The organism is Paenibacillus tundrae, assembly GCF_036884255.1.
GTDB lineage: Bacteria > Bacillota > Bacilli > Paenibacillales > Paenibacillaceae > Paenibacillus.
In genome coordinates this window covers 1851407-1876440 of the sequence record NZ_CP145605.1, presented here as the reverse complement: position 1 = coordinate 1876440, position 25034 = coordinate 1851407, and the positions used below count along the sequence as shown (strand labels likewise).

Genomic DNA, 25034 nt, shown 5'->3' with positions numbered 1-25034 from the left:
GGAACAGGTGAATCAAGCGTGGAGAAAAAACGAGTATTACTATTATCAGAAGGTTTTGGTGCAGGACACACTCAAGCGGCTTACGCCCTATCTAGCAGTTTGCGCAAACTTTCTACCGATGTGCAGACCAAAGTCCTTGAACTCGGAAGCTTCCTTAACCCCCGGGTTGCACCATTGATTATTACCGCATATAAAAAAACCGTTACCAACCAACCCAAGCTAGTCGGCTATGTATACAAACATCAATATAAAAAGTCTCTAAATCGATTGACTACTTTGGCGCTGCATAAGCTGTTCTATACTCATACACGCAGTATTGTTCGTCAGCTTCGTCCAAATGTCATCGTTTGTACACATCCCATCCCAAGTGCTGTGATATCCAGGTTGAAGCGATTGGGCGTGCAAGTGCCACTGTGTACTGTAATTACCGATTATGATGCTCATGGTACCTGGATCAGCCCTGAGGTGGACTTATACCTCGTCTCTACAGATGAGGTAAAGTCCAAACTGATGCTGAGAGGTGTATCTGTAGACAAAATTCGAGTAACAGGCATACCGGTTCACCCTAACTTTTGGGAGCACCCCGGACGTGAAGAGATCCGGAGCAAGTTCAATTTGAAAAATATGCCTACCGTTTTAGTCATGGGTGGTGGTTGGGGAATGCTCAGTGATGAAGTTGTGAATCAGATGCTTACCCGTTGGCACAAGGATATTCAGCTCATTTTCTGCTTGGGGCGGAATGACAAAGTAAGAATCAGCATGGAACAGAATCCTATATATCAAAAAGAAAACATTCATATCATCGGGTACACTAACGAGGTAGACAAACTAATGGAGGTTTCCGATCTGCTCATCACCAAGCCTGGTGGTATGACATGCAGTGAGGGTCTTGCCAAGGGTATTCCGATGTTATTTCATAATCCGATTCCAGGTCAGGAAGAAGAGAACGTTCATTATTTTACTTCTAGAGGCCTTGGAGAAGCGATCACTTCCCTAGATGTTGTAGTGAACTGGATGAATCGGCTGTTACATAAATACCCGGATATTGTCCGAAAACGTAAACGCCATTTGGCTCAGATTGCCAAGTATCATCCAACACAGAGTGCGCAGAGCATCATTGATCTATTAGAAATCCGTTCTTATCCATCCGATCATTCTAGCGTTTAAAGCTTCTGACAACTCATATCTATACGAAAAAGGGTATCTTCGTTATGAAGGTACCCTTTCTTGTATCAGTTTAAAGGAGCAGAGCCAACGATTCCCATATCAAAGACTTAATCATTGAATCCCAGCCGATTTCAGATATTCTTGCCATTGCTTGGTGTATTCACTTTGAATTTTTTCAAGTCCCGCTTGCTTCGCCTTCTCCATAAATGTGTTCAGTCCTGTCTCGACATCGGCTACCAGACCTACGTTAAGCGGATAAAGATACTGTTTCTCCACTTGCTCCAGTGCTGCCTTTTCAGCCTGATACGGTGTCCAGTCCTCTGCAAATCCAGTGAAAATATCTGGCTTCTTAATTTTGTCGAGTTCCTCGAACATGGTCAGCACATCGTCAAATGATTTGTCGTACAGCATGAATTCTGGATTCCGCCATGCCCAGCCGTTCATACCCTCGCGCGGGAAGCCATTGGTCTGAGCATCGCCAATCATTTTGTAGTAACCATCCTGAACTTCAAAGTTTTTACCCTCTACGCCATACTCAGTAAGCCAGTTGTATCGTTTATCCGTAACGAGCTTCTCATAGAACGCCAATGCGCGTTCCGGATTTTTACTGCTGCGTGGAATCGCAAAACCGTTATGAATCGGATGAACCGGTTGTGCAAACCCTTTCGCATTCGGGTATGGGAAATAACCCAACTTCCAATCTGGATGCGTTGACTGGATCTTGATCACGTCGGCATTGAATTTGTTCGGATTCTCTCCAGAGAGAATCACAGCTGCTTTGCCATTTTGCAGTAGTGAATTGGAGGTGTCCTTCACATTCAGTACGTTTTTCGGGAAAAATCCTTTGTCCATCCAGCGTTTATAAGTCTTCAGATCTTCCAGGTGCTGTGCTGAACCCCAATAGGACGCAACATTGGAAGGTGACTCATACATGATGTCCAGACCGTAAGGTAACTGACCTGCTGTATTTACGAGTTTAGAGTTCAATTGACGAATGCCATGGGTATGATTCGCATTGCTGTCTGCGATCGGTATCATATCAGGTTCATTCGCTTTGATCCCCTCAAGGTATGCTTCAAGCGTCTCCATGGATTCAGGCTTAGGCAAATTATACTTCTCACGCAAATCCTCACGGTAAGCAATACCTTCGGTTACATATTCAATCCATGTGGAAGGAACAGTATAGATTTTTTCATTGATTTTGACTGCATTCCACATATCCTCTGGTACATGCGCTTGCAGAGTCGGTGCAACCTTAGGCAGCATTTCATCCAGCGCTAGGAACGCACCTTTTTTGGCATAGGACTGGTAGAATGTCCAATCGGCCGTAAAGATAAGGTCTATCGGTTGCCCCGAGGAGAGCAGCAATTTATATTTTTGATCCCAGTCTGTCCAGGAGGTGTAATTGAATTTGACGTTAACGTTCAGATCAGCCTCAGCCAATTTATTAATCTCTGATTCAATGGTCGGTAGGTCTTTAGGTGCATCACCAAGCATGTAGAATTGCAGGGTTACTTTGTCTCCTTTGGAAGTTGAAGAGCCTCCCTCTGCACTACCTTGTGTCGATTCCCCCGAACCGGTGTTACATGCGGCCAGCACCCCAGCAAACATCATCAAGGCAATGATTAGAGACAGGTGCCGAAGAAATGTTTTGTTTCGCATATGCATCCTCCCTTTTTGTGTTGAAACGTATATGTTAGCGCAGATCCGATGTGGTATAGGAAAGTTCGGACTGCAACCTCCCTGAAGCCATATCGGTTTCGCGTTCTAACCTTTAACCGCACCAATCGTCAGACCTCTAACGAAATAACGTTGAACGAATGGATATAGGAACAAGATCGGTCCAGTCACGATAATCGCCATCGCCATCTTGGTTGATTCAGTGGGCACATCCTGACTCAGTGTAATCCCTGTTCCAATCGCCATCTGATCTATAAACGTAATCGTGTTCATCGTGTTGTATAGATAGAATTGCAATTGATACATATCCGGATTGTTAATAAAGAGCGATGATGTAAACCAATCATTCCAGTATCCGAGTGCGAGGAAAAGTCCGACTGTGGCAATGCCGGGCATCGCCAAATTCAATACAACACTGAAGTAAATGCGGAAGTCATTCGCCCCATCAATTTTGGCAAACTCAATGAGCTCGTCAGGAACAGCGGATCGAATGAAATTTTTCATTAAAATGATGAGAAATGGTGTCATGAGCCCTGGGAAGATCAATACGGTGTACGTATCGGTCAAGTTAAAGTAATTCGCCAGCATGATGTACCAAGGTACAAGTCCTCCACCGAATAAGGTCGTAAAGTAGATGAAGAAGGAGAATGTATTCCGGTATTTAAAGTCTTTGCGTTGTAATACAAACCCCGCCATGGTGATGAAGAACAGTCCAAGCGCAGTTCCTACAACGGTCGTAAACACAGTGACACCATAGGCTTTGAGTACTTGTGTAGGGAATTTGAATACCATTTTGTAACCTTCCAGGGAAAAATCAGTGGGAAACAGATGGTATCCATCCCTCACGATGGATTCATTACTGCTGAATGAACCAGACAGAATGAGTAGAAATGGCACCAAACAGATGATGGAAAGAAACAAGATAAAAGTGTACGCGATCACTTGAAAGAGCATCGTAAATTCCGAATCTCTGGCACGAGTATGCATAGTTGGTCTCCCTTCTGCCTATTGGGCGTTCTAGAACAATGCGTAATCCTCATTCACTTTGCGGATGATGTAATTGACAGTCATGATGAGAATAAAGCCGAACAGGGATTGATAGAGGCCAGCAGCCGTCGCCATGCCAATATCGAAAGTCACCTTCAACGAGCGGTATACGTAGGTATCAATAATATCGGTGGCATTATACAGCACCCCGTTGTTTCCAATAAGTTGGTAAAAGAGATCAAATTGCCCCTTCATAATACTTCCTAATGAGAAGAGCAGCAGAATAACAAACGTTGGTTTCAACATCGGAACCGTAATATACCAGATACGTTGAAAGATATTCGCTCCATCTATCCGAGCCGCCTCATAGTATTCATCGCTAATGCCTGTAATGGCAGCCAAATAGATGACCATGCTGTATCCGAGGTTCTTCCATAGATAGAAGATGATGATCAGGAACACCCAGATCCACGGCGTATTATAGATATCAACCGGCCCTGCCTCGAAGCGCTTCAGCACCGTATTCACAAACCCCGATTCATAGTTAAACATGTTGTAAGCGATTACACTTAATAGTACGAATGAAATGAAATACGGTAGAAACATAACGGATTGGGTCACTTTTTTGAACACTTTCCCTCTGATCTCACTTAACATGATTGCACAAAAGATAGCGAGTCCGTTCCCCAATATAATGAAGGCTAGATTGTAACCCACGGTATTGGTGGTCAGCTTCAGGAGCATTCCTGATTGCCAAAGAAACTTGAAGTTCTCCAATCCTACAAACGGGCTACCAAACAAACCACCTTCAAAATCATACCTCGTAAACGCGTAGTAGATGCCGACCATCGGAAAATACGAGTTAATCAGAAAAAAGATCAGTGTAGGCAGCAGCATGAGAAACATCATTTTGTTTTTGTTCAATTCTTTGAGCATGGCTCGATCCCTCCCGAATTTCTTGACGGCGCTGGTGCGCTGTGGAGCTCTGGTTTTTATTGTAGGTGCCCCTGTCGCTCTTGAATACTGAATCATCTGTCCGGAAAATGAACGATCTTGCTAATGTGAATATGAACAATTCGAACGAACAGTGAAATGAACAGCCGAACGTTCACAAATGTTGATATCGTACATACGCTAGCCGTAGTGAACAATCACGCGAAAGTTGAACTTTACGTTTAGATTGACAGTCAAACTCCTTGTATAGCATTGATGTAAACGCATACATAATATATAATTTATTTTGCCAGCTCTGGCTGACTATGGACATCTGTGAAGGAACTTCACTCGTTCGAAACTACGCTTCACCTATCATATATACAGAAGAAATGGAGGGGAAAAGTAGTGCGTAAACGGTCGGAAGACAGCCAAAAAGTGTTTACACGAATTCTGGTTGGCATTATCATCAGCACGGTCGCTACCTTGCTAGTCGCTTCTGTTATTTTATACGCCAACTATAACCGCATTGCTCTGCGCCAAGTCTATCGTACCGATATGGATAGTCTCACACAGGCGAGTCGTGAAGTTTCCAAAATGACAGAGACCGCCAAATCATTGTCTTATCAGATTTATCAGGATTACACGATTTCCGCTCTGCTCTTATACTCCAAACCGAGCATATATGAAATTACTCCAGCCATGGAGCAGCTCGATAACTACCGCATGTCCCTTCCTTTTATTGAATCCATCTATGTATACAACTCCAAAAGCAATGAATTTTTCATCAGTTCAGATGGTGTTCGAACTGGACAACAATCTATTTCTGACATTGATGATCACGGGATCACTGAGATTCTCAGACAATTTCATGACTATAAACCCTTTGTCCCCATCCCACGTACATATCAGGTTGGTACAACGGAGGAAACCGAGGTCAACAGTTATACCTATTTGTGCTATGACACCATCAACGACAATGCCAAGCTGAATTATGCTGTCATTGTAAACATTAAGGATGACTGGCTTAGTCCCAACATCAATTCGGAGGATCAGCCTGGCAATACATTCATTATTAATGAAAAAGGACAACTATTGTCTGATTTTGGTGAACGTGCATTAATGAAGGATCTCTCTAATGAGTCGTTTATACAGCCTATTATGCAAAATGAAGCCCAGTCCGCATTCTTTACCGCTGAAGTGGATGGGGAGAAATCACTAATTACCTACACCTCTCCTGACAATCTAGGCTGGCGATATGTCCGAATCACGCCTTACGATCTGATCACTACAGACATCCGGAATATGAGAACCCATACCGTCCTATTCTGTCTTGGTCTATTGGTTGCTGGTGTGTTTTTGTCTTACCTTGTATCTCGCAAATTGTATCATCCTATTGATAAGGTTCTGGTACGTATGCGTGTGATGGAAGCAGAGCGGCGAGGAAGCCTGCACATTCTCAGACAAGATTATTTGCGGGGAGCTCTCCAGAGACGCGAGACCTTTACGGGTGGATTACTTGCCGAGCGATTGAAATTCTACGGTTCATCCTTAGACGTGCTGCGTAGCTCTCGACTTGTTTTGCTTCGAATCGATCGCTTTGTCGATTTCTGTGATACCTATCGGGACGAGGTTAAGTTGGTTAAATACGCAATGATGAACATATGTACAGAAACGATTGAAACTACCCATCATTCCGAAGCCATAGATATGGGCGGGGATCTGATTACTCTAATTTTTAACGAGAAAGATTCGGGGGATCACGCAACGACTGCTGGAGAGCAAAAGATCGAGGAATTGCTGCTAATGCTACAGGATGCGGTCATGCTACATCTGAAATGCTCCATATCATTTACAATCGGGCCAGAAGAAAAGTCTCTTGAGGACTGCATCGCATCTTATGCAAGATCCGCAGAGGCTTCACTGCATCGACTATTTCATGGTTCTGGCTGTCTATTGTACACGTCAGACATCATGGCCTATCATGCTAAGGAGTATGCCTTCCCTGTTGGCAAGGAAAAACAGCTCATTGATTATTTGATGACAGGCAAAACAGAGGAAGCCAAACAGGTGTACACCACGATCGTAAATGAAACGGCGACGTATCCGTTCAATGTCTTCCAGCTAGCTCTCTCACATCTTACGATGACATTAAATCACGTTCGCAACACACTCAAAAAGAACAATCAACTGACGCTTAACTCTATCTCGGACGGGACGATGCTGCCTCTTCATGAGGCCGAGGATCTCAGTGAAGTACATGCTCACTTCTATCAACTGTTCGATGAATTAGGTTCCAAGGTGGAGGAGAAACGCACCCTTAAACATGAGGAGCTGATCCGCCGAATTAACAGCATTATTGAACGGGATTACGCGGACACAAACCTCTGCGTGACTTCTATTGCAGAAGAGCTGACCATGTCTCCAATCTATATAAGTAGGCTCTATAAGCAACTAACGCTTAAAGGGTTAACTGATGTCATTAATGAAACTCGGATTGTGAAAGCTCAAGATCTATTAATTGAGACTGAGAACTCCGTTGCTGATATTGCCGAGAAAACAGGCTTCACGAACAGCTCCTATTTTTATCGCATGTTCAAGAAATTTAATGGAGTTACACCTAATGATTATCGCCGCAAAGAATTACATTCGGAGCCCTAAAGAAGCAAAAAAGCGACACCTGAGGCTTTAACGCTCTCTGTGTCGCTTTGCTACTTGTAGATAGATGCAGATCTATTATTCCTGCGATTCGCCAGTCTCTTCTGAAACTTCACGAACTTTATACTTGTCCAAACGCATTTGCTGATATTCACGCAAAGCCTCTTCACCAACAACGACTTCAACCCGGTGAATATTCATACCTTTGCCCATAAACTTCTGCTCATACTCAGTCATCACATGTTCTTCATTCAATCCATCACGGTGCAAATTCAAAGAGATATTTGTCATCTGCAGACCGAAGTCAGCAATGGCATTGAGTGAGAATTCAAACAACGTCTCCGAATCTGTCTTGAAGTGAATTTGTCCTTTAGTGTTAAGCAATTCTTTATATTTTTTCAAGAATCGTGGATGTGTCAAACGACGACGTGCATGCTTCGCTTTTGGCCAAGGATCACTGAAGTTCAGATAGATACGTTCCAATTCCTCTGGTTCGAATACATCCTCAATTTGTTCAATATTGGCGAGCGCTAGCTTCAGGTTAGGTGGTGTCTCCACTTCTGCCTGGCTCCACGCATTGCGAGCTTTTTCACTAGCACGACGAACGAGCTCATCGTACATATCAATTCCGATAAAGTTAAACTCCGGATATTTATAGCTCATTTGGCTAATAAATTGCCCTTTGCCCATACCGAATTCTACAAAGATCGGATGGTCATTGCCAAACAGTTCAGACCATTTCCCTTTGTACTGGTTGGGTTCCAGAACTACGAGATCGACCTGCTCCTCCAGATTTTCTCGGATTCCTTTTCTACCACGTAAACGCATTTTATTCCTCCGTTTATCCATACTTGTCTCAGCTTCATTTTGCCGAAGAACGGACCAATTGTAAAGAGCAATGAAAAAGGAATCTTCGGAATTGCCACTAGTGGCAATTTTCAAAGATTCCCTCTTCGATTTATTTGGAATTGGGGTCCAACTACTTTAATAGTTCATAGTCTACCTTATCTTGGTGCGAAAAATCAAATGTCTTTTCAAAAGCATCGCGAACTTTTTGTTTTGCAGCCGCTTTCACCTTCGGATTTCCATTAAAACGAACACCTGTCAAAGCCAGTGCCTCTTCAGCCGTCAGTTCTACAGAAACATGATGAAGATCAGTGTTTTTAACTTGGGAATTCATTCATATCACCTCACGGTATAGTATGATCCATGACGTCAACATTAATTCAAATGCTATGATGAATACTGCCCATTAGATGTGTCTGACGTTGATTTAAATATAACACAAGGTGTTAACTATAGCAAGAAGAAAACCGTGATTTACCGGCCTATTTTTGCATCTGCATTCCCCTTTTTTTGAGTTTTTTGATACAATGGTAAAAGTCCATGAGAACGCAAATTTTGCCGTTTTTTTGTTCTTCTTCACGAATGCATTACGGCATGCGTTTCATTAATAAACGAACAACCGAAGGAGTTCCTGAAGAAATGAATGCACCTGCCCTACCCAGCCCTCTTTCCTGGGGAGATAAACGATTCCATACCTGGAATTATGAGATGAGAAATGAATTTGATAACAAGGTGTTCAAAGTCATGCTGGATGCGGGATTTACTTGCCCGAACCGTGATGGCTCAATAGCCAAAGGTGGCTGCACATTTTGCAGTGCCCGAGGATCTGGCGATTTTGCGGGCAGTCGTCGCCACGACTTGGTTACACAATTTAATACCATTCGTGATAAACAGCATTTGAAGTGGCCCACTGCCCATTATATTGGTTATTTTCAGGCGTATACCAATACATATGCACCCGTTGAAGAACTTCGAGAGTACTACGAAGAGATTCTAAAACAACCTGGTGTTGTGGGTTTGTCTATTGCGACAAGACCTGATTGCTTACCAGATGACGTTATTGAGTATTTGGCTGAGCTAAATGAACGAACCTATCTGTGGATTGAAATGGGGCTGCAAACAGTTCATGAATCCACATCTACTCTTATTAATCGCGCACATGATACGAAGTGTTATGAGGATGCCGTGGCGAAGCTACGTAAACACAACATTCGAGTCTGTACTCATATCATCTATGGCTTGCCTCAAGAAACACACGAGATGATGCTGGATACCGGTCGTGCCGTAGCGAATATGGACGTTCAGGGGATCAAGATCCATTTACTGCACCTCATGCGCAAAACACCGATGGTGAAGCAATATGAAGCAGGGCTGCTCCGCTTCCTTGAACAAGATGAGTACATTAAGCTCATTGTAGATACACTTGAGTTTCTACCACCAGAAATGATTGTCCATCGTCTCACTGGGGATGCACCACGAGACCTGCTCATCGGCCCGATGTGGTCGCTGAATAAATGGGAAGTGCTGAACTCCATTGACCGTGAATTGAGACAACGCGATACATGGCAAGGCAAGTACTGGAGGGGAGCATAAGATGGGTTTTCTATCGGTTCTAAGCTGTGCGCATCAATGGATTACAGCACGTGTACAACCTGGAGACCTCGCCATCGATGCAACCGTAGGGACAGGCGCAGATACGTTATTCCTTGCACAACAGGTGGGCAGACGCGGTCAAGTCATCGGCTTCGACATCCAGAGTGAAGCTCTCACTCTTGCCCAAGCTCGGATTCGTAAACAAGAGGACGGTGCCAAACTCGGCTCTATTTCACTATTACAGCTAAGCCATGACCGCATGGTTGAAGCTGTTCCGGAAGACTGGCAAGGTGCCGTTGGAGCCGTTATGTTCAACCTTGGATACTTGCCTGCGGAAGGTGCAGATGCTTCCATTATTACGGCAACCGATAGTACGCTTGCTGCATTAGAGGCTGCTCGAGCGTTACTGCGTCCAAAGGGGATTATTACCGTTGTGCTGTACCCTGGACATGAAGGTGGCTCCCAAGAAGCTGAGGCTGTAACGAAATGGGCTTCTGCTTTACCTGTCACGGAAGCACAAGTCATGCTCTACCGGCAATTACAACGTGATACCTCTCCCTTCTTGATCGGAATTGAGAAGAAGTAATTTCCTTACTTGTCCAAATACGTTACGATAGACATATTGTAAGCACCATCTGCTGAACATATTTCAACAATATAAGTGCGAGTTCCAATTAGTACGGTATGCAGTACACAACCAAACCTTTTGGGATCCATTAAGTTATCTGTTCGCAGTGGTCGCTTATACTATATAATCTGCAACCGTATACATGTAGGTGTTGAACCGGTTATAGGTTGATTAATTCATTCCACCATTTCATATACTAAAGGAGAGACTACAATGACTAATCCATATCCACTGCAATTTCAACCTGAATTCAAAGAACGTGTCTGGGGCGGCCGTGCACTTGAGAATTTTGGCCTCACGCCACCTGAAGGTCATATCGGAGAAGGCTGGATGATTGCAGACCACCCTAACGGAACAACAAAAGTATTGAATGGTGCGCTTGCTGGCAAAGGTCTGGATGAAGTGCGTGAACAGCTCGGTACGTCTTGGTTAGGAACAAAAGGTGTATCTGAAAAGGGAGGACGCTTCCCTCTCCTTATCAAGCTTCTAGACTGTAATGATGATCTCTCTGTACAGGTTCACCCTACGGATGATTACGAGGCACTTCCTCCCGGTGAACTCGGTAAAACGGAAATGTGGTATGTACTTGATGCAAAACCAGGCGCACATATCATTTATGGATTGAATGAAGGCGTTGATCGTAACGTACTTAAGGAAGCGCTTGAAAACGGAACCGTGATGGACACGTTGCGTCAAGTGCCTGTAGAAGCAGGAGATACATTCTTCATCCCAGCCGGAACTGTTCACGCATTGTGTGCAGGTGTTGTTGTTGCTGAAATTCAGCAAAATTCAGATACAACTTACCGAATTTATGACTATAACCGCCCAGGTCTGGATGGTAAGCCTCGTGAGTTGCATGTAGAGGACTCCCTTAATGTCACCGCCTATGAAGGCGCTGGTGCCACAACGATGAAAACGAACAACGCAATCTCAGGTGAATGGCTGAAGCTGGCGGAATGCCCATATTTCGTCGTTGAAAAAGGAGTCGTATCTAAGCCTTGGCAGCTCGCTACAAACGCTGAGAGTTTTACAATTCTAGTTGTGTGTGAAGGTAACGGTACTTTAGCATGGGACAACGACTCGTCCGAAAAAATTGAATTAAAAGCAGGTCAATGCTATCTATTGCCTGCCAACCTGGGTACATATACATTAGACGGGAATACCACTGTTCTTCGCTCTTACCTGCCTTAACTTTTCTGATGTGTGTGGGATGAACAGCTTCGTCTTATCTTGAATAGGCTTGAATGACCAATGAAGGAGGATTGGCACAAGATGCAGGAATCTACCTTTGGCCTTGTTGGCAATGAAGGTACCCGTATTCATGTGTACCGCTGGCTTCCTGATCCTGGAACTGAAGTCCGGGGTGTGGTGCAGATTGCACATGGAATGGGAGAAACGGCAGCTAGGTATGCAGAGTTTGCAGAGTGCCTTACCCGCCATGGCTATGCGGTCTATGCTAATGATCATCGCGGTCATGGCAAATCGGTCGAAGATCCGAATTTGTTAGGTAATGCCGGAGTTGATGCCTTTCGCTGGATGGCCAGCGATATGATCAATCTGGGAGAAGTGGCATCTAGGGAGTATCCTGATATCCCCTTATTTCTAATGGGACACAGCATGGGCTCTTTCCTTGTCCAGCACCTAATGTATGCGGGACATGAACGCTATCACGCCTTTATATTGTCTGGAACGAACGGCAAGCGTGGTCTTCTGCGTTTTGGTGAGAAGCTCGCCTTCCTTCAGTGTGGGATTCAAGGAGCAACTCACCCGAGTATGCTGCTTAATGCTTTGGTGTTCGGTGGATTCAATCGTTCGTTCCGCCCAGCGAGCACCCCTTTTGATTGGTTATCTCGTGACCCCGAGGAAGTTAAACGATTCATTGATGATCCATTGTGCGGAGCAATATGTACAGCAGGTTTTTTCCGCGACTTCTTCAAGCTGCTAATTGAAATACATCTGCCAGACAACATGAAACGTATTCCAAAGGATAAGCCCGTATACCTCTTCTCAGGTGAGCAAGACCCTGTTGGTTTACATGGCAAAGGCGTTCATAACCTAGTCACTCAATATCGTCAGCTTCAGCTTCAACATATTGAGTACCGTCTATATGCTGGCGGTCGTCATGAAATGCTGCATGAGACGAATCGCGCAGACGTAGCTCTGGATGTGTTGGATTGGCTGGATCGCCATCTGGTTCTATCTAGCACAGCTCCCGCCACTGTCAATGCAGATATCGCTGATTCGGTATGATTCGCTCCATCCCAAGGAAAAAAGAAGCCCCGGAATCTAGATGCTAGCATGAGCTGCATTACGATTCCGGGGCTTCTTGTGATTATTTTTATGAATAGTATATCAAATGATACCTTAATCCTTCTTATCCTTCGATGAGTAAGGATTCTGGATCTTCAAGCAGTTCTTTTACAGTTACGAGGAAACGCACTGCTTCACTACCATCAATGATACGGTGATCATAGGACAGAGCGATATACATCATTGGACGATTCTCCATCCGCTCTGCATCAATAGCTACAGGGCGAAGTTGAATCTTGTGCATACCGAGAATACCCACTTGAGGTGTATTCAGAATTGGTGTGGACAAGAGCGAGCCGAATGTTCCACCATTGGTAATCGTGAATGTTCCACCTTGCAGATCCGAAAGAGCCAACGTGTTGGAACGAGCTTTTGAAGCCAGATCGGCAATACTTCTCTCGATCTCAGCAAAGCCTAGACGATCTGCATCACGAACGACGGGTACAACCAGACCCTCTTTTGCAGATACCGCGATACCGATATCATAATATTTCTTAAGTACAACATCTTCGCCATCAATCTCTGCGTTAATGGTTGGGAACTTTTTCAGTGCACCCACAACAGCCTTAGTGAAGAAGGACATAAAGCCCAGATTGATCTCATGCTTCTCCTTGAACTTGTCCTTACGACGTTTACGAACATCCATAATGGCAGTCATATCAACTTCATTAAACGTAGTCAACATTGCTGCTGTTTGTTGAGCTTCAACCAGACGCTTGGCAATAGTCGCACGACGGCGAGACATACGTTGACGTTCAACTGGCTTAGTATATGTGGAGCCTCCGGTTGGAGCACTCGGTGCCGCCGGGGCTTTACTCGCAGAAGGTGCTGCTGGAGTAGTAGCCTGTGTATTATGAGCCTTCACATCATCCTGATATACACGTCCAATCGGATCCTTCCCTTGAACCTGATCCAGCTCGATGCCCCGCTCACGCGCTAGTTTACGCGCAGATGGGGAAGCTGTCTTGTTTCCATTATCAGAAGATTCAGAACCTGCAGCAACAGGTGCTGGCGGCGGCGTTGGTGCTTCAGGCGCTGGTGTAGCCGCTTGTTTTTGTTCCGATGCAGCCGGCTCGGAAGCAGCCGCGCTACTTCCTCCCCCTGCACCCGCGGAAAGGGTACCAATCGTCTCACCGATTTCAACGGTATCCCCTTCTTGACGGATAATTTTCTCCAATACGCCACTTTCTTCAGCACTGATCTCAATATTAACTTTATCCGTTTCCAGTTCTAGAAGGACATCACCTTGGTTAACCGTATCTCCTTCTTTGACAAGCCATTTGGATACCGTTCCTTCGGTTATCGACTCACCCATTGCAGGTACTTTAATTTCGCTCACAGTTGTTACCTCCCAAGTGGAATATTATTCTTCGTCGTTTGTTTCAACGCGGATGTAATAATCTGTTGTTGCTCCATGCTATGCACAAGCTGATAACCGCTGGAAGGACTTGCATGCTCCGGACGGCCTTCATACTTAACGATTGTACCCTCAGGTGCAATTTCACGAAGACGTGGTTCCATATACGTCCATGCACCCATGTTTTTGTTTTCTTCCTGTACCCATACCAGCTCTTTCAACTTGCTGAAACGTGCGAGTACACGCTGGATCTCTTCTGCAGGGAATGGATACAGTTGTTCAACACGGATAATGTGAAGCCATGACCAGTCTCCGCCTTCTTTTTCAAAAGCATCCTCAAGATCAATTGCAATTTTACCACTGCACAAGATGATCCGTTCAACACGGTCAGGCTTCATGCCAAGCCCAGCTTGTTCCAGCACTGGCTCAAACTTGCCTTCACTGAACTGAATCGCCGGAGAAGCAACACGTGGATTACGAATTAGACTCTTCGGTGACATCATTACAAGTGGACGTGCATCTTCGGTTTCAGTCAGGGAAGCCTGACGACGAAGAAGATGGAAATATTGAGAAGCACTTGTCAAGTTAGCAACGGTCATATTGTCTTCTGCAGCAAGCTGTAGGAAACGTTCGAGACGTGCACTTGTGTGCTCAGGCCCTTGACCTTCATTACCGTGTGGAAGCAGCATAACCAGACTTGATTTTTGCGACCACTTCGCGCGACCTGCCGATACGAACTGGTCAAAAATAACCTGTGCACAGTTAGCAAAATCACCGAACTGAGCTTCCCAGATGACAAGAGTCTCTGGCGAATACACGTTGTATCCATATTCGAATCCAACCACCGATTCTTCAGACAACGGGCTGTTGTAGATTGCAAACGAAGCTCGTGCCTGTGGCAAATGATGCAGAGGGCAGAATTTGCTTCCATTCTCTGAATCATGCAACACCAGGTTCCGGTGAGCAAATGTTGCACGCTCTGCATCCTGACCACTGATCCGGATCGGCTTACCATCTGCAAGAATAGTTGCAAATGCAAGTGTCTCAGCAAGGCTCCAATCAACTTTTTCGCCTTCATTCAGTGACGTGCTACGGCGCTGTAGAATCCGCTGCAACTTCGGATACACATTGAAATTCTCCGGCCATTTCAATAGATCTGCGTTGATACTCCGTAGATTCTCAAGCGGTACCGCAGTTGGAATCACTTTCACTGCTTCAGGCTCATCTGTCTTCCGTTGATAGTATTCATGTACTTCATTTTTCTTCATATGCTCATAGGCTTCTTTTAGCCGGTTCGTCACAGCCTCACGAATGCTATTAATAGCCGCTTCGTCAATAATAGATTCCTGTTTCAACTGATCTTGATACAGATGACTCACTGTCGGATGATTCTTAACTTTGTCATACACTTTCGGTTGTGTTGTTTCTGGATCATCCGTTTCGTTATGACCGTAACGACGATACCCGATGAGGTCAATCAAGAAATCTTTTTTAAACCGATTCCGGTACTCTGCGGCCATCCGAATTGCTGCGATACAAGCATCCGGATTATCCGCATTAACGTGTATAATCGGAATCTCATACCCCTTCGCAAGGTCACTCGCATAATGCGTTGAGCGTGAGTCACTACTATCGGTTGTGAAGCCCAAGCGATTGTTTACAATAATATGAATCGTTCCGCCATTCTGGTAACCAGGCAGAGCTTTGAAATTCAGCGTTTCGGCTACAATTCCTTCACCAGGGAATGCTGCGTCACCATGCATAAGAATCGTTGCTGCTTTGGAAACGTCCTGTTTCGGGTAACCCGGTTCACGGCGATCATCCTGTGCAGCACGAGCGAATCCCTGTACAACAGGGTTTACGTACTCTAGATGACTTGGGTTATTGGCTAATGTCAAGCGAGCCTGTACCGTTTCACCTTCTTTTACAAAGCGATTAGCACCTAGGTGATATTTTACATCCCCCGTCCATCCATAATTGATTCCTGTAGAACCCTCAGATGGAACCAAATCCTTGTTCGGGGCATGATGGAATTCAGAGAAGATTTTGCTATATGGTTTACCCAGTACATGTGCCAGTACGTTCAAGCGTCCCCGGTGAGCCATCCCCATCAGGATATGGCTTGAGCCCGAATGCGACATAATCCGCACGGCTTCATCCAGCATTGGCACAAGCACATCGTTTCCTTCAATAGAAAAGCGTTTTTGTCCCACAAAGGTTTTATGCAGGAAATCCTCGAATTGCTCCACCTCTACTAGACGTTCCAATAGAGCAGTCCGTTCCTCCTGATTAAGTGGTGCAGGGGAAGTGCGAGATTCCGCACGACGATTGAGCCATTCACGTTCCTGAACTTCATGTACGTGGCTGAACTCATACGCGATTGGCCCCGTGTAAATCTGGCGTAAACGCTGGATTGCATCCCAACCATTTGCCGGCTGACCATCAGCACCCTCCCAGATCAAGGAAGCAGGCAGTGCTTTGAGGTCTTCTTCGTTTAATTCAAAATTTTTCGGTTCGAGCAAAGAGGTATCTGCTTCTTCACTGATCCCAAGTGGATCAATATCTGCAGCAAGATGGCCATACGTGCGAATATTCCAGACCAATTTCCCGGCTGTAACCGCTTTCTGTAAAAGTTGAATATCCACGCTTCCCGAGGTGTTTTGAGCATTACCCGAAAAAGTGGTTGTATGTGCATCTCTGCCAGGCATCGGCGGTGCACCCCATTGTTCAAACAACTCCCGATAAGCTGGTGTAACTGAACCAGGGTCTTCGGAAAATAATTCATATTGTTCTTGTACATATCCCAAATTGGGTCCATAGTAACTTTCCCAGGGTTTCTTGTTGCCTTCCACGATCGTCATCGACGTTCCCTCCGTCTTGATTTAGTCGTATTTTTGACGGAAATCATTGACTAAGCTGTAATTTGCGTTCGTTCAACATTTTAAGCGAAATTTTTCATGAAGTCCAATAATCGTGCTGTTGGTGGTAATAACGTTGTTCCGACGCTCCCGTCAAGGTTTGTCTGCGTTTTCAAAATCATAGAAAAAGAATGATTGTATATACCGTCGCACAGATGTCGAATACTGTCCTGATCCGTTCGAAGGTTACACATTCTCCAATATTTTCAACTGAAGTTCTGTGTTCTAATATCTATTCTATAAACTTTTGCGCTCAGGAGCATTTCCTATTTTTAGTTCGATTGATGCATAAATTAGATGAATCGAATAAATGGTGCAATCCTTGCGTCTAAAAGTTATGAATTCCCCCCTTTTTAATTGTGGTCGATAAAGCACAAAAACAAACGGTTACTTTAAACATTAACCAATGGTACGTGTTTTACACTAAAATGTGGTGATTATGAGTACCATTTTAGATTCGTATACGGAAGTACAATACATTGATAGTGAGAAATACGTTAACTCTGCAACATGCCTATTAATGTTCATCCAATCCGATCCGCATTTCTTCTACGTTCTAGATAAAGCTAATAAATTTGCGGGAATACAAATAAAGGCCATCAATCCGAAGATTTATGACCTTATCTTTAAGCCTAACATGTATTTATTGCTTAGAATCGGAGTAGCGGGATTCGAACCCACGACCTCATCCACCCCAAGGATGCGCGCTACCAGGCTGCGCTATACCCCGATGTTAGTCTAGTCATTCTTTATAGCTCCGTCCGATTCTGAATCATATGCAACGCAAACGGCGTTAATGAGAGTGAATCAAGTTGTTCCATGGTAAACCATGCTGCCCCTAGAGAATCTTCGCCATCCCCCTCTTTTTTGATACCATAGGCTTGCTCATCTGATCCCAAATAGACATCATATAGAATACCAATGTGATGAACTTCCTCAGGACTACCTTCATGCATCCACTGCACCAGATTGGATTGCGCGGATCGAAGAGACAGTCGAACATTCGTGAGCCCCGTCTCCTCTTCAATCTCGCGATGGAGCGCTATTTCCGGTGTTTCTCCGAATTCCGGCCTACCTCCTGGCAGATCCCATGTCCCCTGATAAGGCCCACGCGCCTTCTGAATCAGCAGTACCTTCTGCTCCCAAACCATTAGACCGTAAACGCCTAGATGTGTATAACGCTCCATTATAGAACCCTCCTATCGTCGGACATCTGTCTAACCTGTTCTTCCAACCTTCGTATTCGTTTGTTCATCTGATAAAGTGATGGCGTAACCACCAAGCCAGCGATGATCACAGCAACCCACATATATTCCAAATGAACCACTCCCTTTTATTCGGCTTCATCTGCGGTCAAAGACATATGCACAACCAAATCTTCTCCTTCAATCACTAAAGCGGTCAGACCATGGTCTGAGCCAGATTGATGATTCTCAAATACATGTTCACTTCTCATCCTGCCTCGGAACGGTGTCCAGATCCAATGACAGACGAATCATATCCACACAACGAATTCCACCCTCAATAATCTCTTCCTCGTAGTGTCTTACAAAGAAATCCCGATCCACTCCAACAATACGGAATCCACAACGCTGATATAGCTTTAATTGGTGAAAGCTTGAATTCCCTGTGCCAATCTCTACTGTCTTACATCCCAATCTACGTGCAGCTTCAATCGCTTCTTTGATCATATGTCTGCCTACACCTTGTCCTTGCAACTCTTCCTGTACCGCAATGTTAACAATCTCCACCGTCTCCGGCCGGGTCTTCAGCAAGACGAACTCTCCGACCATCTCTCCTTCATATTCAGCGATAAAACAAACACCCCGACTCAAGTATTCGTCAACCATCGCTTTCGAAGGATCGGCCATCAATAGAAGCTCATAAGGCTTTTCTTCTTCCCAATCCAAAATTCGGAACGACAATTTCATGATAATCCCACCTTTTTTTGTAAACAGTATTCATTTGCGTCCGTTTGCAGAAGCCTATGTATCGGCTAAATCTTCATAGAATGTCACCATAGTAACCACGCTCCAAATAACCCTTTTACTCAATCTATGAACTAGCTATTGCACCTGATTGATTGGAATAATTGCGAATCAGCATTCCTGACGCTTTGATCATTCCTTGCTTTTCATAGAAATTCTGCATTTCTCCATCGCATAACAGATCAATCATGTAGAGGTGCTGAAGTCGATGAAGCATTCTTTCTAACAGAGTAGCCCCTATCCCTTTTCCTTGATGCGATGGCACTACTTCTAATAACGGGATATATGCACTGAGTACGCCATCTGAAATTGCTTGGATGAAGCCAACCACTTGGTTAGTCTCTTCATTAATAGCTAGTTCTACAGCATAGGACTGTTCCAATAACTTCATAAAAGTAGTGGGAGATGGCGGGTTCGGCCAACCATCGAAAAAATGTCCTGATAGCTGCTGCACATCAATTTCCTCTATAGAGGATCGAAACGTTACATTCATACAAAAAACCCTCATCTCAAAACAAAGTAAACCTCATTGTATCATAATATATGGATATTACTATATAGATATGGATGATCTCCGCTATTGAAGAACTTTATCAGAATAGACTTTAAATGTTTCCTTCAGCGTCTGCCCTGTGGATTTCTCCCAGACCACACTTCGTTCGAATGTACCTTCATGGAAAAATCGTGGAAAACGTTCTGCGAACCAGTCCTGCATCGGCAGATCAAGTGCCTGTTCCAACGGAATCCATATCAGTTCACCTTCGGGTGGATTCTGTAATAGTTCTCCCTCAAATGCCGTTGCCAGATAGTTAAACACCATATAACGTAACCCCTGCTCCGGATCACAGAACTCATCCAGTCCTTTATACGTGATTTCAGTAACCTTAAGTCCAGTTTCCTCCTCTACTTCTCGCATGGCTCCATCTACAATACTCTCTGGATAGTCTACCTTGCCTCCAGGTGCGATATATCCCGGAAATCCTTTACGATTCGGACGATTCATCAGTAACACCTTGCCATTTAACTTATCCCACACCATGCACATGGTTAGAATCTCAATTCGTGTACTCATACGTGTCCTCCTGTAATCCTTCGTTGTACATTAACAGTTCTGGTAATCCACTGGTTTTTCCTGCTTCGACTGATCTTAATTTCTAGCAATATCTAATCATGCATAATGAATAGAAAAAGCCATGCACAAGAAAGACCCCGAAGAGTCTCGGAGTCTGTTTAGTTAAACCTATTCGTCGTTCATGATTAATGGCTATCTTGATTCAATGCAGTAATTAAAACTTTACGTTCTTTCCACTCCGCACGACGATAGGCCTGCAATAGACCGAATTTGCGAATGCTGGCTTTCGGTACAGATTTATAAGGCATAACTACCGTAAACTCTTCTGTAAAGGGTACATAAGATAAGCCTACCTTCTCTTTGGAGATCCACTCCGCCCGAATCGGTTGTCTCCCACATGCATCAAATGTACAGCCTAACCCTTCGGCAAAAAACTCATAACGTGCAGCAGGTGTGCCTGGTTCCTCCATACAGAGAAATAGACTCAATTGATCACAAAAAAGCATAATGTCCACATCACTTTGTAATCTACGTTGTAACTCTTCTCCACCTCCGAGCTGCGCAATCCATTCCGATTGTTGTTTGCGCTCGCTATTCAGATATTCCTTGATATCTTCATCATCGTGGGCATTAGCACCCAGCGTATTTTGAAACAATTCCGTATACATCATGCTGCATAGCAATCCCGCATACATGCTTTTTGCACAGACTTCAGCGATTCCCTTCTGGTAAAATACAAAGCGCGGACGCAGCGGAAAGTCACGGAACGAGTACGGCGACTGACCGTAATCATTCCAGAATGGAGCAGCATCCAGCTCAATCCATCCACGATCATGCTCTCTTGCCGCAAGAACAAGCTCTTCGAAGTGACTGGCATCAGCGAGCAATTCGTGTTTCCAATAAGAAGCCATCTCTCCAGCCACTTGCCCATGTTCTTGTTGTGCGGTCAATACAAAATCATGCTCTCTCTCATAGACGATCATTTGCTGTCACCCTTCCGCATGGTATAATTCGACTCTACACTCTATTTTCAATGTAAAGGTGTTGTCAGTTTCCTGAAATTTGGTACACTAAAGATTGTGTCACAGATTACATTACATATAGAAAGCGGGATCTCATGAATTTATATTCTCCTTACATCGAGTTCAACCGCAAGGAATGGGCTGAACTGCAAGAGCATCAGACCACAATTCCGCTGACGGAAATGGAATTAGAACAACTCAAGGGATTAAATGAAGAGGTATCTATACAGGAAGTAAAAGATATTTATTTACCTCTTACCCACTTTATTGACTTATATGCAAGTGTCTCAAGAGAATTAAATCGATTAACGGCTTCCTACTTAAAAAAAGAAGCTGACCCTGTGCCCTACATTATCGGGATTGGTGGCAGTGTTGCCGTAGGCAAAAGTACGGCTGCTCGCCTGCTACAAGCTCTGCTAGCCAGAGGCAAAAACAATCCCAAAGTCGATCTCGTTACGACAGATGGATTCTTATATCCTAACGCCGTGCTGGAAGAAAAGGGCATAATGAATCGAAAGGGTTTCCCTGAGAGCTACGATATCAAGTCACTCATTCAATTCATGGGTGATGTGAAATCCGGTAAGCCCGAAGTCAAAGCTCCGGTCTATTCCCATCTTGCCTATGATGTGATTCCAGGCGAGGAAAAAACGATCTGCCAGCCGGACATCCTGATCATTGAAGGCATTAACGTACTTCAAATTAAGAAAGAAACACCGTTACTCGTGAGCGACTTTTTTGATTTTTCCATCTACATTGATGCAGAAGAACAACATATACGCCACTGGTACATTGAGCGATTCAAGCTTCTACGTAACACCGCGTTTCAGAATACAGAATCCTTCTTCCACGGTCGTTTCGCCAATATTGGCGAGGAAGAAGCTGTGCAAACGGCTAGTCAAATTTGGCAAGATATTAATGCCAAAAATCTGCACGAGAATATTCTGCCAACGAAGGGAAGAGCTAGACTTATTCTGAAAAAGGAAGCCGATCACTCCATCCAACGTATTCAATTGCGCAAACTGTAGTTGACGGGTTCGGAGCACTCCACAATTCCGAATACCATTATTTGAAGGAGATATCCCTATGCAAACGTTAATCATATTAGGTAGCATTATGATGTTTCTGGCCGTAGCTTTGGGTGCATTTGGAGCACATGCTCTGAAACGCAAATTGTCCGCTGACATGATCAAAATTTATGAGACGGGTGTACAATATCACCTCATTCATGGACTTGGACTAATTATGATGGGACTGCTGGCGGATCGCTTAGAGCAAACTTCGCTAGTATTACTCGCAGGATGGCTTTTATTCGCTGGCATTATCCTGTTCTCAGGCAGTCTTTATGTACTCAGTATTACAGGTGTACGTAAGCTTGGTGCCATCACCCCATTAGGCGGGGTTGCATTTCTCGCTGGATGGGTAACATTACTGATCGCAGCTCTGTAATTCTCACAAGAAAAAATTCAATACAAGAAAAAGAGTGTTCTAGAGGTTAGCTAAAGCACTCTTTTTTTGCTGTTCAATCCGTCCAGAATCGACGAATCGAAGGAGCTAACGCATCCGCTGTGCGCTCTAGCACATATACATCTGGATTCGTGAGGGATCTCCACGCTTCGAATCCGAAGGATGCATCGTACTGGCGGATAATCAAGGATAACAAATTCCCGTGGGTCACCACTGCGGCGCTTGATTCAGATCGGTTCCACAACTCTTCCAACACACTCATGCCACGTGCCGTTGCTGTGCGAGAAGACTCTCCCCCTTCTTCCGTCCAGTCTTCATCCGTGTATGTGCGTCTTAGCGAATCCATCCAGTGTTCCAGATGCAGGGTGCTTAACACCCTTTCCTTAAGACGTTCATCCGTATGTACATGCTGGGATAAGGCTACGCTAAGCGGCATCGCCGTCTGTAGCGCCCGTTTCCAAGGACTTGAAACAATATAGGTTATCGAGTGTTGTGCAAGCACCCTTGCAAGCTTCTCAGCTTGTTGCAATCCTTCTACTGTAAGTTCCGACTCGGGTTCCTGCCCCGTCGCTTGGGCATGTCGAATGAGATAAATGGACTTCATATCTGATCCTCCTGTTATACGAGATCACAAGTTGCTCATTTGAAGGTATTGTAAGGCGTGTTTCATATTGTCCTGATCTTCCGATTTCCCAGAGGAACTGAGAAAAGTAATCTGATCTTCTGTCCACACCCCATGTTGCTCTGACAATCCAAGGAGTTGTTGCAGACGATTAACGGTGCCCGCACTTCCATCAATGATTCGCACATGTGCTGGGAGAACCTTGCGAAGCATGGCAGTGTAATATGGATAATGCGTGCAACCAAGCACCACGGTTCCATACTTGTTCAGATCAAGATCCGCCATTTTCATCCGGAAATAATCGGTGATCTTATCCTCATCAAAATCCAATTGCTCGCACCACTCCACAAGTTCAGGAAGTGGGATGGAATCCACGGTGTTATGGTCATCTACGCGAGATACCAACTCATTATATTTAGCTTGGCTCAGGGTCAATGCCGTGGCAAAAACAAGGACTCTTTTTCCACTCTCACGATTCATCTCCACTGCTGGCTTCACCGCCGGCTCCATGCCGATGACCGGAATGTCGATTCGGGAACGCAACTCCTTCACTGACAGACTGGTTGCTGTATTACAAGCAATGACGATGGCTTTTACATTTTCGCGCAGGATCGCTTCTACAGCGTCAAAAATGTGTCCTCTTACCTCATCCGCAGTTTTGGGTCCGTAGGGGACATGTAATGTATCTGCGTAATATATAAACTGTTCTTCAGGAAATTGCTGCAATGCTCGATGTAACACGGTTAGACCACCAATGCCTGAGTCAAAAAATGCAATTTTCTTGTTCAAAGGTTTCACCTCTATAACGTATTCTTTCAGGTTCCATGGAACCCGGTATTCCTGCTCATGATGACTGGAGGTGAGGTATGTTGATTCTTCCTTCATTTTATACTGCATGAGCTAGTCTTTGCCACTGTTCCAATGCTCCGCCATATGTTCTTCTCTATGCTACTCATTACTTGCCTATGCTGCGCTTCATTCCTTCAGAGCATGTCCTCACCCTAACAACCTAGATCAGGGGAAGCACCCACTTCTCCTCCGTAAGCTCCTGTCCCGATAAGAACTGCCGCTTCGTTTCCGCCACATGAAAACCAAAGGATTGATATAGTCTGCGCGCTCCTGTTAAATCTTGATTAGTCCATAATAGGATCGATGCATAGTCTTGTTCTCTAGCAAACTGAATAGCGTGCTCAACAAGCTGACGACCCCAGCCTTCGTTGCGAGCTTCAGGTTCAATGAGAAACCAACGCAATTGAGCGGTGTGTTCGTTCAATTCAACGAGCCCAATGCAACCTGAGGCAACTCCGTCCAGATCAACAATCCAGATCATTTCCTTCTCGGGACGACAAGTACGACTGAACTCTTGAACAGATTCCTCTATGAAAATAGCAAAGCTATGATCATAATTATACTCATTTCGATAGATACGGATATGAGCTTCAATGACATATTGTAAGTCCTTTTGTTCAAAAGTTCGGATTATTGCCAATGACACACCTCTGTTCTGTCCACATAAGACTTATCTATAAGTGCGTGTTCGAAAAGGTCGGTTTTCAGTACCAAGAAGATGGGCTGAAGCTAGAAATGGAGTAGCGGAGCGTAGGCAGGACTACGTGAGCAACAGACATTTCGGCTGAATCCCATATTCGATGCTGAGATGCCGTCAGGCATTCTTCGTAATCAAAAGCGGACTTTTTGAACAACCTCTATAAGACTCAGATCGAGCATACCTGCATATCCATCTAGTCTCCCAATCATTTTCCATTATACGGTATATTCTTACGAGATA

General features: G+C 44.6%; 24 protein-coding genes and 1 tRNA gene. 8 read left to right on the top strand and 17 right to left on the bottom strand.

Features of this window, described 5'->3' with window-relative positions; all coding sequences use genetic code 11:
* Positions 1-18 precede the first annotated feature (18 nt).
* Positions 19-1167 carry an MGDG synthase family glycosyltransferase gene (locus V6W81_RS08380; protein WP_338542622.1) on the top strand — a complete coding sequence of 383 codons (1149 nt, stop codon included), beginning with the start codon at positions 19-21 and terminating at the stop codon, positions 1165-1167.
* Between the two features lie 111 nt (positions 1168-1278).
* Here V6W81_RS08380 and V6W81_RS08375 read toward each other — a convergent pair whose 3' ends face one another.
* From V6W81_RS08375 to V6W81_RS08365, 3 genes are all read right to left on the bottom strand, one after another.
* Entirely contained in the window at positions 1279-2835 is a 1557-nt protein-coding gene (locus tag V6W81_RS08375) for an ABC transporter substrate-binding protein (RefSeq protein ID WP_430701151.1), read from the bottom strand.
* Positions 2836-2934: 99 nt separating this feature from the next.
* Positions 2935-3834: a carbohydrate ABC transporter permease gene (locus V6W81_RS08370; protein WP_338542620.1), complete on the bottom strand. Its 900-nt coding sequence runs from the start codon at positions 3832-3834 to the stop codon at positions 2935-2937.
* 30 nt (positions 3835-3864) lie between these two features.
* Positions 3865-4770: an ABC transporter permease gene (locus V6W81_RS08365; protein WP_186380926.1), complete on the bottom strand. Its 906-nt coding sequence runs from the start codon at positions 4768-4770 to the stop codon at positions 3865-3867.
* 405 nt (positions 4771-5175) lie between these two features.
* On the opposite strand from V6W81_RS08365, the gene V6W81_RS08360 reads away from it, so the two are divergent.
* On the top strand, positions 5176-7428 hold the full coding sequence (locus V6W81_RS08360; protein ID WP_338542619.1) for an AraC family transcriptional regulator: 2253 nt from the start codon (positions 5176-5178) through the stop codon (positions 7426-7428).
* Between the two features lie 75 nt (positions 7429-7503).
* On the opposite strand, the gene trmB is transcribed toward V6W81_RS08360, so the two are convergent.
* On the bottom strand, positions 7504-8253 hold the full coding sequence (gene trmB, locus V6W81_RS08355) for a tRNA (guanosine(46)-N7)-methyltransferase TrmB (protein ID WP_145048135.1): 750 nt from the start codon (positions 8251-8253) through the stop codon (positions 7504-7506).
* A 151-nt stretch (positions 8254-8404) separates the two neighbouring features.
* On the bottom strand, positions 8405-8605 hold the full coding sequence (locus V6W81_RS08350) for a hypothetical protein (RefSeq protein WP_056698713.1): 201 nt from the start codon (positions 8603-8605) through the stop codon (positions 8405-8407).
* 305 nt (positions 8606-8910) lie between these two features.
* Here V6W81_RS08350 and V6W81_RS08345 point away from each other — a divergent pair, with 305 nt between their 5' ends.
* The 4 genes from V6W81_RS08345 (at position 8911) to V6W81_RS08330 (ending at position 12742) form a co-directional block, all read left to right on the top strand.
* A complete protein-coding gene (locus tag V6W81_RS08345) occupies positions 8911-9864 on the top strand; it encodes a TIGR01212 family radical SAM protein (protein ID WP_056698715.1) in 954 nt (317 codons plus the stop codon).
* Between the two features lies 1 nt (position 9865).
* Complete coding sequence (locus V6W81_RS08340) at positions 9866-10450, top strand: class I SAM-dependent methyltransferase (protein ID WP_338542618.1); 585 nt, start codon at positions 9866-9868, stop codon at positions 10448-10450.
* A gap of 255 nt (positions 10451-10705) precedes the next feature.
* Positions 10706-11683 (top strand): type I phosphomannose isomerase catalytic subunit, encoded by a 978-nt coding sequence (locus V6W81_RS08335; RefSeq protein WP_056698722.1) that lies wholly within the window; start codon positions 10706-10708, stop codon positions 11681-11683.
* 81 nt (positions 11684-11764) lie between these two features.
* A complete protein-coding gene (locus V6W81_RS08330; protein WP_338542615.1) occupies positions 11765-12742 on the top strand; it encodes an alpha/beta fold hydrolase in 978 nt (325 codons plus the stop codon).
* A 124-nt stretch (positions 12743-12866) separates the two neighbouring features.
* Here V6W81_RS08330 and odhB read toward each other — a convergent pair whose 3' ends face one another.
* The 9 genes from odhB to V6W81_RS08285 form a co-directional block, all read right to left on the bottom strand.
* Entirely contained in the window at positions 12867-14141 is a 1275-nt protein-coding gene (gene odhB / locus V6W81_RS08325) for a 2-oxoglutarate dehydrogenase complex dihydrolipoyllysine-residue succinyltransferase (RefSeq protein WP_338542613.1), read from the bottom strand.
* 5 nt (positions 14142-14146) lie between these two features.
* On the bottom strand, positions 14147-17020 hold the full coding sequence (locus tag V6W81_RS08320; protein ID WP_338542611.1) for a 2-oxoglutarate dehydrogenase E1 component: 2874 nt from the start codon (positions 17018-17020) through the stop codon (positions 14147-14149).
* 713 nt (positions 17021-17733) lie between these two features.
* Positions 17734-17807, bottom strand: a tRNA-Pro gene (locus V6W81_RS08315).
* Positions 17808-17826: 19 nt separating this feature from the next.
* Positions 17827-18264, bottom strand: coding sequence for an NUDIX domain-containing protein (locus tag V6W81_RS08310; RefSeq protein WP_338542609.1), 438 nt, complete (start codon positions 18262-18264; stop codon positions 17827-17829).
* Positions 18265-18410: 146 nt separating this feature from the next.
* The gene (locus V6W81_RS08305) at positions 18411-18533 is read right to left on the bottom strand and encodes a hypothetical protein (protein WP_338542607.1); all 123 of its coding nucleotides are present in this window, start codon (positions 18531-18533) and stop codon (positions 18411-18413) included.
* Positions 18523-19008, bottom strand: a complete 486-nt coding sequence (locus V6W81_RS08300; protein WP_307215510.1) for a GNAT family N-acetyltransferase — start codon at positions 19006-19008, stop codon at positions 18523-18525. The genes V6W81_RS08305 and V6W81_RS08300 overlap by 11 nt, the downstream gene beginning before the upstream one ends.
* Positions 19009-19132: 124 nt before the next feature.
* Entirely contained in the window at positions 19133-19558 is a 426-nt protein-coding gene (locus V6W81_RS08295; RefSeq protein ID WP_338542606.1) for a GNAT family N-acetyltransferase, read from the bottom strand.
* 84 nt (positions 19559-19642) lie between these two features.
* Complete coding sequence (locus tag V6W81_RS08290) at positions 19643-20137, bottom strand: 8-oxo-dGTP diphosphatase (RefSeq protein WP_338542604.1); 495 nt, start codon at positions 20135-20137, stop codon at positions 19643-19645.
* Positions 20138-20322: 185 nt separating this feature from the next.
* The gene (locus tag V6W81_RS08285) at positions 20323-21120 is read right to left on the bottom strand and encodes a DUF3891 family protein (protein WP_338542602.1); all 798 of its coding nucleotides are present in this window, start codon (positions 21118-21120) and stop codon (positions 20323-20325) included.
* Between the two features lie 134 nt (positions 21121-21254).
* On the opposite strand from V6W81_RS08285, the gene coaA reads away from it, so the two are divergent.
* Both coaA and V6W81_RS08275 read left to right on the top strand, forming a co-directional pair.
* Positions 21255-22184: a type I pantothenate kinase gene (gene coaA, locus V6W81_RS08280; RefSeq protein WP_338542601.1), complete on the top strand. Its 930-nt coding sequence runs from the start codon at positions 21255-21257 to the stop codon at positions 22182-22184.
* Between the two features lie 58 nt (positions 22185-22242).
* Entirely contained in the window at positions 22243-22605 is a 363-nt protein-coding gene (locus V6W81_RS08275; RefSeq protein WP_145048014.1) for a DUF423 domain-containing protein, read from the top strand.
* A gap of 73 nt (positions 22606-22678) precedes the next feature.
* Here V6W81_RS08275 and V6W81_RS08270 read toward each other — a convergent pair whose 3' ends face one another.
* The 3 genes from V6W81_RS08270 to V6W81_RS08260 form a co-directional block, all read right to left on the bottom strand.
* Positions 22679-23227, bottom strand: coding sequence for a histidine phosphatase family protein (locus V6W81_RS08270; RefSeq protein WP_338542600.1), 549 nt, complete (start codon positions 23225-23227; stop codon positions 22679-22681).
* Positions 23228-23251: 24 nt separating this feature from the next.
* Positions 23252-24034, bottom strand: coding sequence for a glutamate racemase (gene murI / locus V6W81_RS08265; protein WP_338542599.1), 783 nt, complete (start codon positions 24032-24034; stop codon positions 23252-23254).
* Positions 24035-24254: 220 nt separating this feature from the next.
* Positions 24255-24734, bottom strand: a complete 480-nt coding sequence (locus tag V6W81_RS08260) for a GNAT family N-acetyltransferase (protein WP_338542598.1) — start codon at positions 24732-24734, stop codon at positions 24255-24257.
* Positions 24735-25034 lie beyond the last annotated feature (300 nt).

Bases quoted from the DNA above. Each gene is read 5' to 3' on its own strand.
- V6W81_RS08340 (WP_338542618.1), top strand. From the start codon at position 9,866: ATGGGTTTTCTATCGGTTCTAAGCTGTGCGCATCAATGGATTACAGCA.
- V6W81_RS08295 (WP_338542606.1), bottom strand. From the start codon at position 19,558: ATGAATGTAACGTTTCGATCCTCTATAGAGGAAATTGATGTGCAGCAG.
- V6W81_RS08345 (WP_056698715.1), top strand. From the start codon at position 8,911: ATGAATGCACCTGCCCTACCCAGCCCTCTTTCCTGGGGAGATAAACGA.
- V6W81_RS08300 (WP_307215510.1), bottom strand. From the start codon at position 19,008: ATGAAATTGTCGTTCCGAATTTTGGATTGGGAAGAAGAAAAGCCTTAT.
- V6W81_RS08375 (WP_430701151.1), bottom strand. From the start codon at position 2,835: ATGCATATGCGAAACAAAACATTTCTTCGGCACCTGTCTCTAATCATT.
- coaA (WP_338542601.1), top strand. From the start codon at position 21,255: ATGAATTTATATTCTCCTTACATCGAGTTCAACCGCAAGGAATGGGCT.
- V6W81_RS08320 (WP_338542611.1), bottom strand. From the start codon at position 17,020: ATGACGATCGTGGAAGGCAACAAGAAACCCTGGGAAAGTTACTATGGA.
- V6W81_RS08335 (WP_056698722.1), top strand. From the start codon at position 10,706: ATGACTAATCCATATCCACTGCAATTTCAACCTGAATTCAAAGAACGT.
- V6W81_RS08330 (WP_338542615.1), top strand. From the start codon at position 11,765: ATGCAGGAATCTACCTTTGGCCTTGTTGGCAATGAAGGTACCCGTATT.
- V6W81_RS08285 (WP_338542602.1), bottom strand. From the start codon at position 21,120: ATGATCGTCTATGAGAGAGAGCATGATTTTGTATTGACCGCACAACAA.
- V6W81_RS08270 (WP_338542600.1), bottom strand. From the start codon at position 23,227: ATGAAGTCCATTTATCTCATTCGACATGCCCAAGCGACGGGGCAGGAA.
- V6W81_RS08350 (WP_056698713.1), bottom strand. From the start codon at position 8,605: ATGAATTCCCAAGTTAAAAACACTGATCTTCATCATGTTTCTGTAGAA.
- V6W81_RS08305 (WP_338542607.1), bottom strand. From the start codon at position 18,533: ATGAGAAGTGAACATGTATTTGAGAATCATCAATCTGGCTCAGACCAT.
- V6W81_RS08310 (WP_338542609.1), bottom strand. From the start codon at position 18,264: ATGGAGCGTTATACACATCTAGGCGTTTACGGTCTAATGGTTTGGGAG.
- V6W81_RS08370 (WP_338542620.1), bottom strand. From the start codon at position 3,834: ATGCATACTCGTGCCAGAGATTCGGAATTTACGATGCTCTTTCAAGTG.
- trmB (WP_145048135.1), bottom strand. From the start codon at position 8,253: ATGCGTTTACGTGGTAGAAAAGGAATCCGAGAAAATCTGGAGGAGCAG.
- V6W81_RS08290 (WP_338542604.1), bottom strand. From the start codon at position 20,137: ATGAGTACACGAATTGAGATTCTAACCATGTGCATGGTGTGGGATAAG.
- V6W81_RS08275 (WP_145048014.1), top strand. From the start codon at position 22,243: ATGCAAACGTTAATCATATTAGGTAGCATTATGATGTTTCTGGCCGTA.
- V6W81_RS08365 (WP_186380926.1), bottom strand. From the start codon at position 4,770: ATGCTCAAAGAATTGAACAAAAACAAAATGATGTTTCTCATGCTGCTG.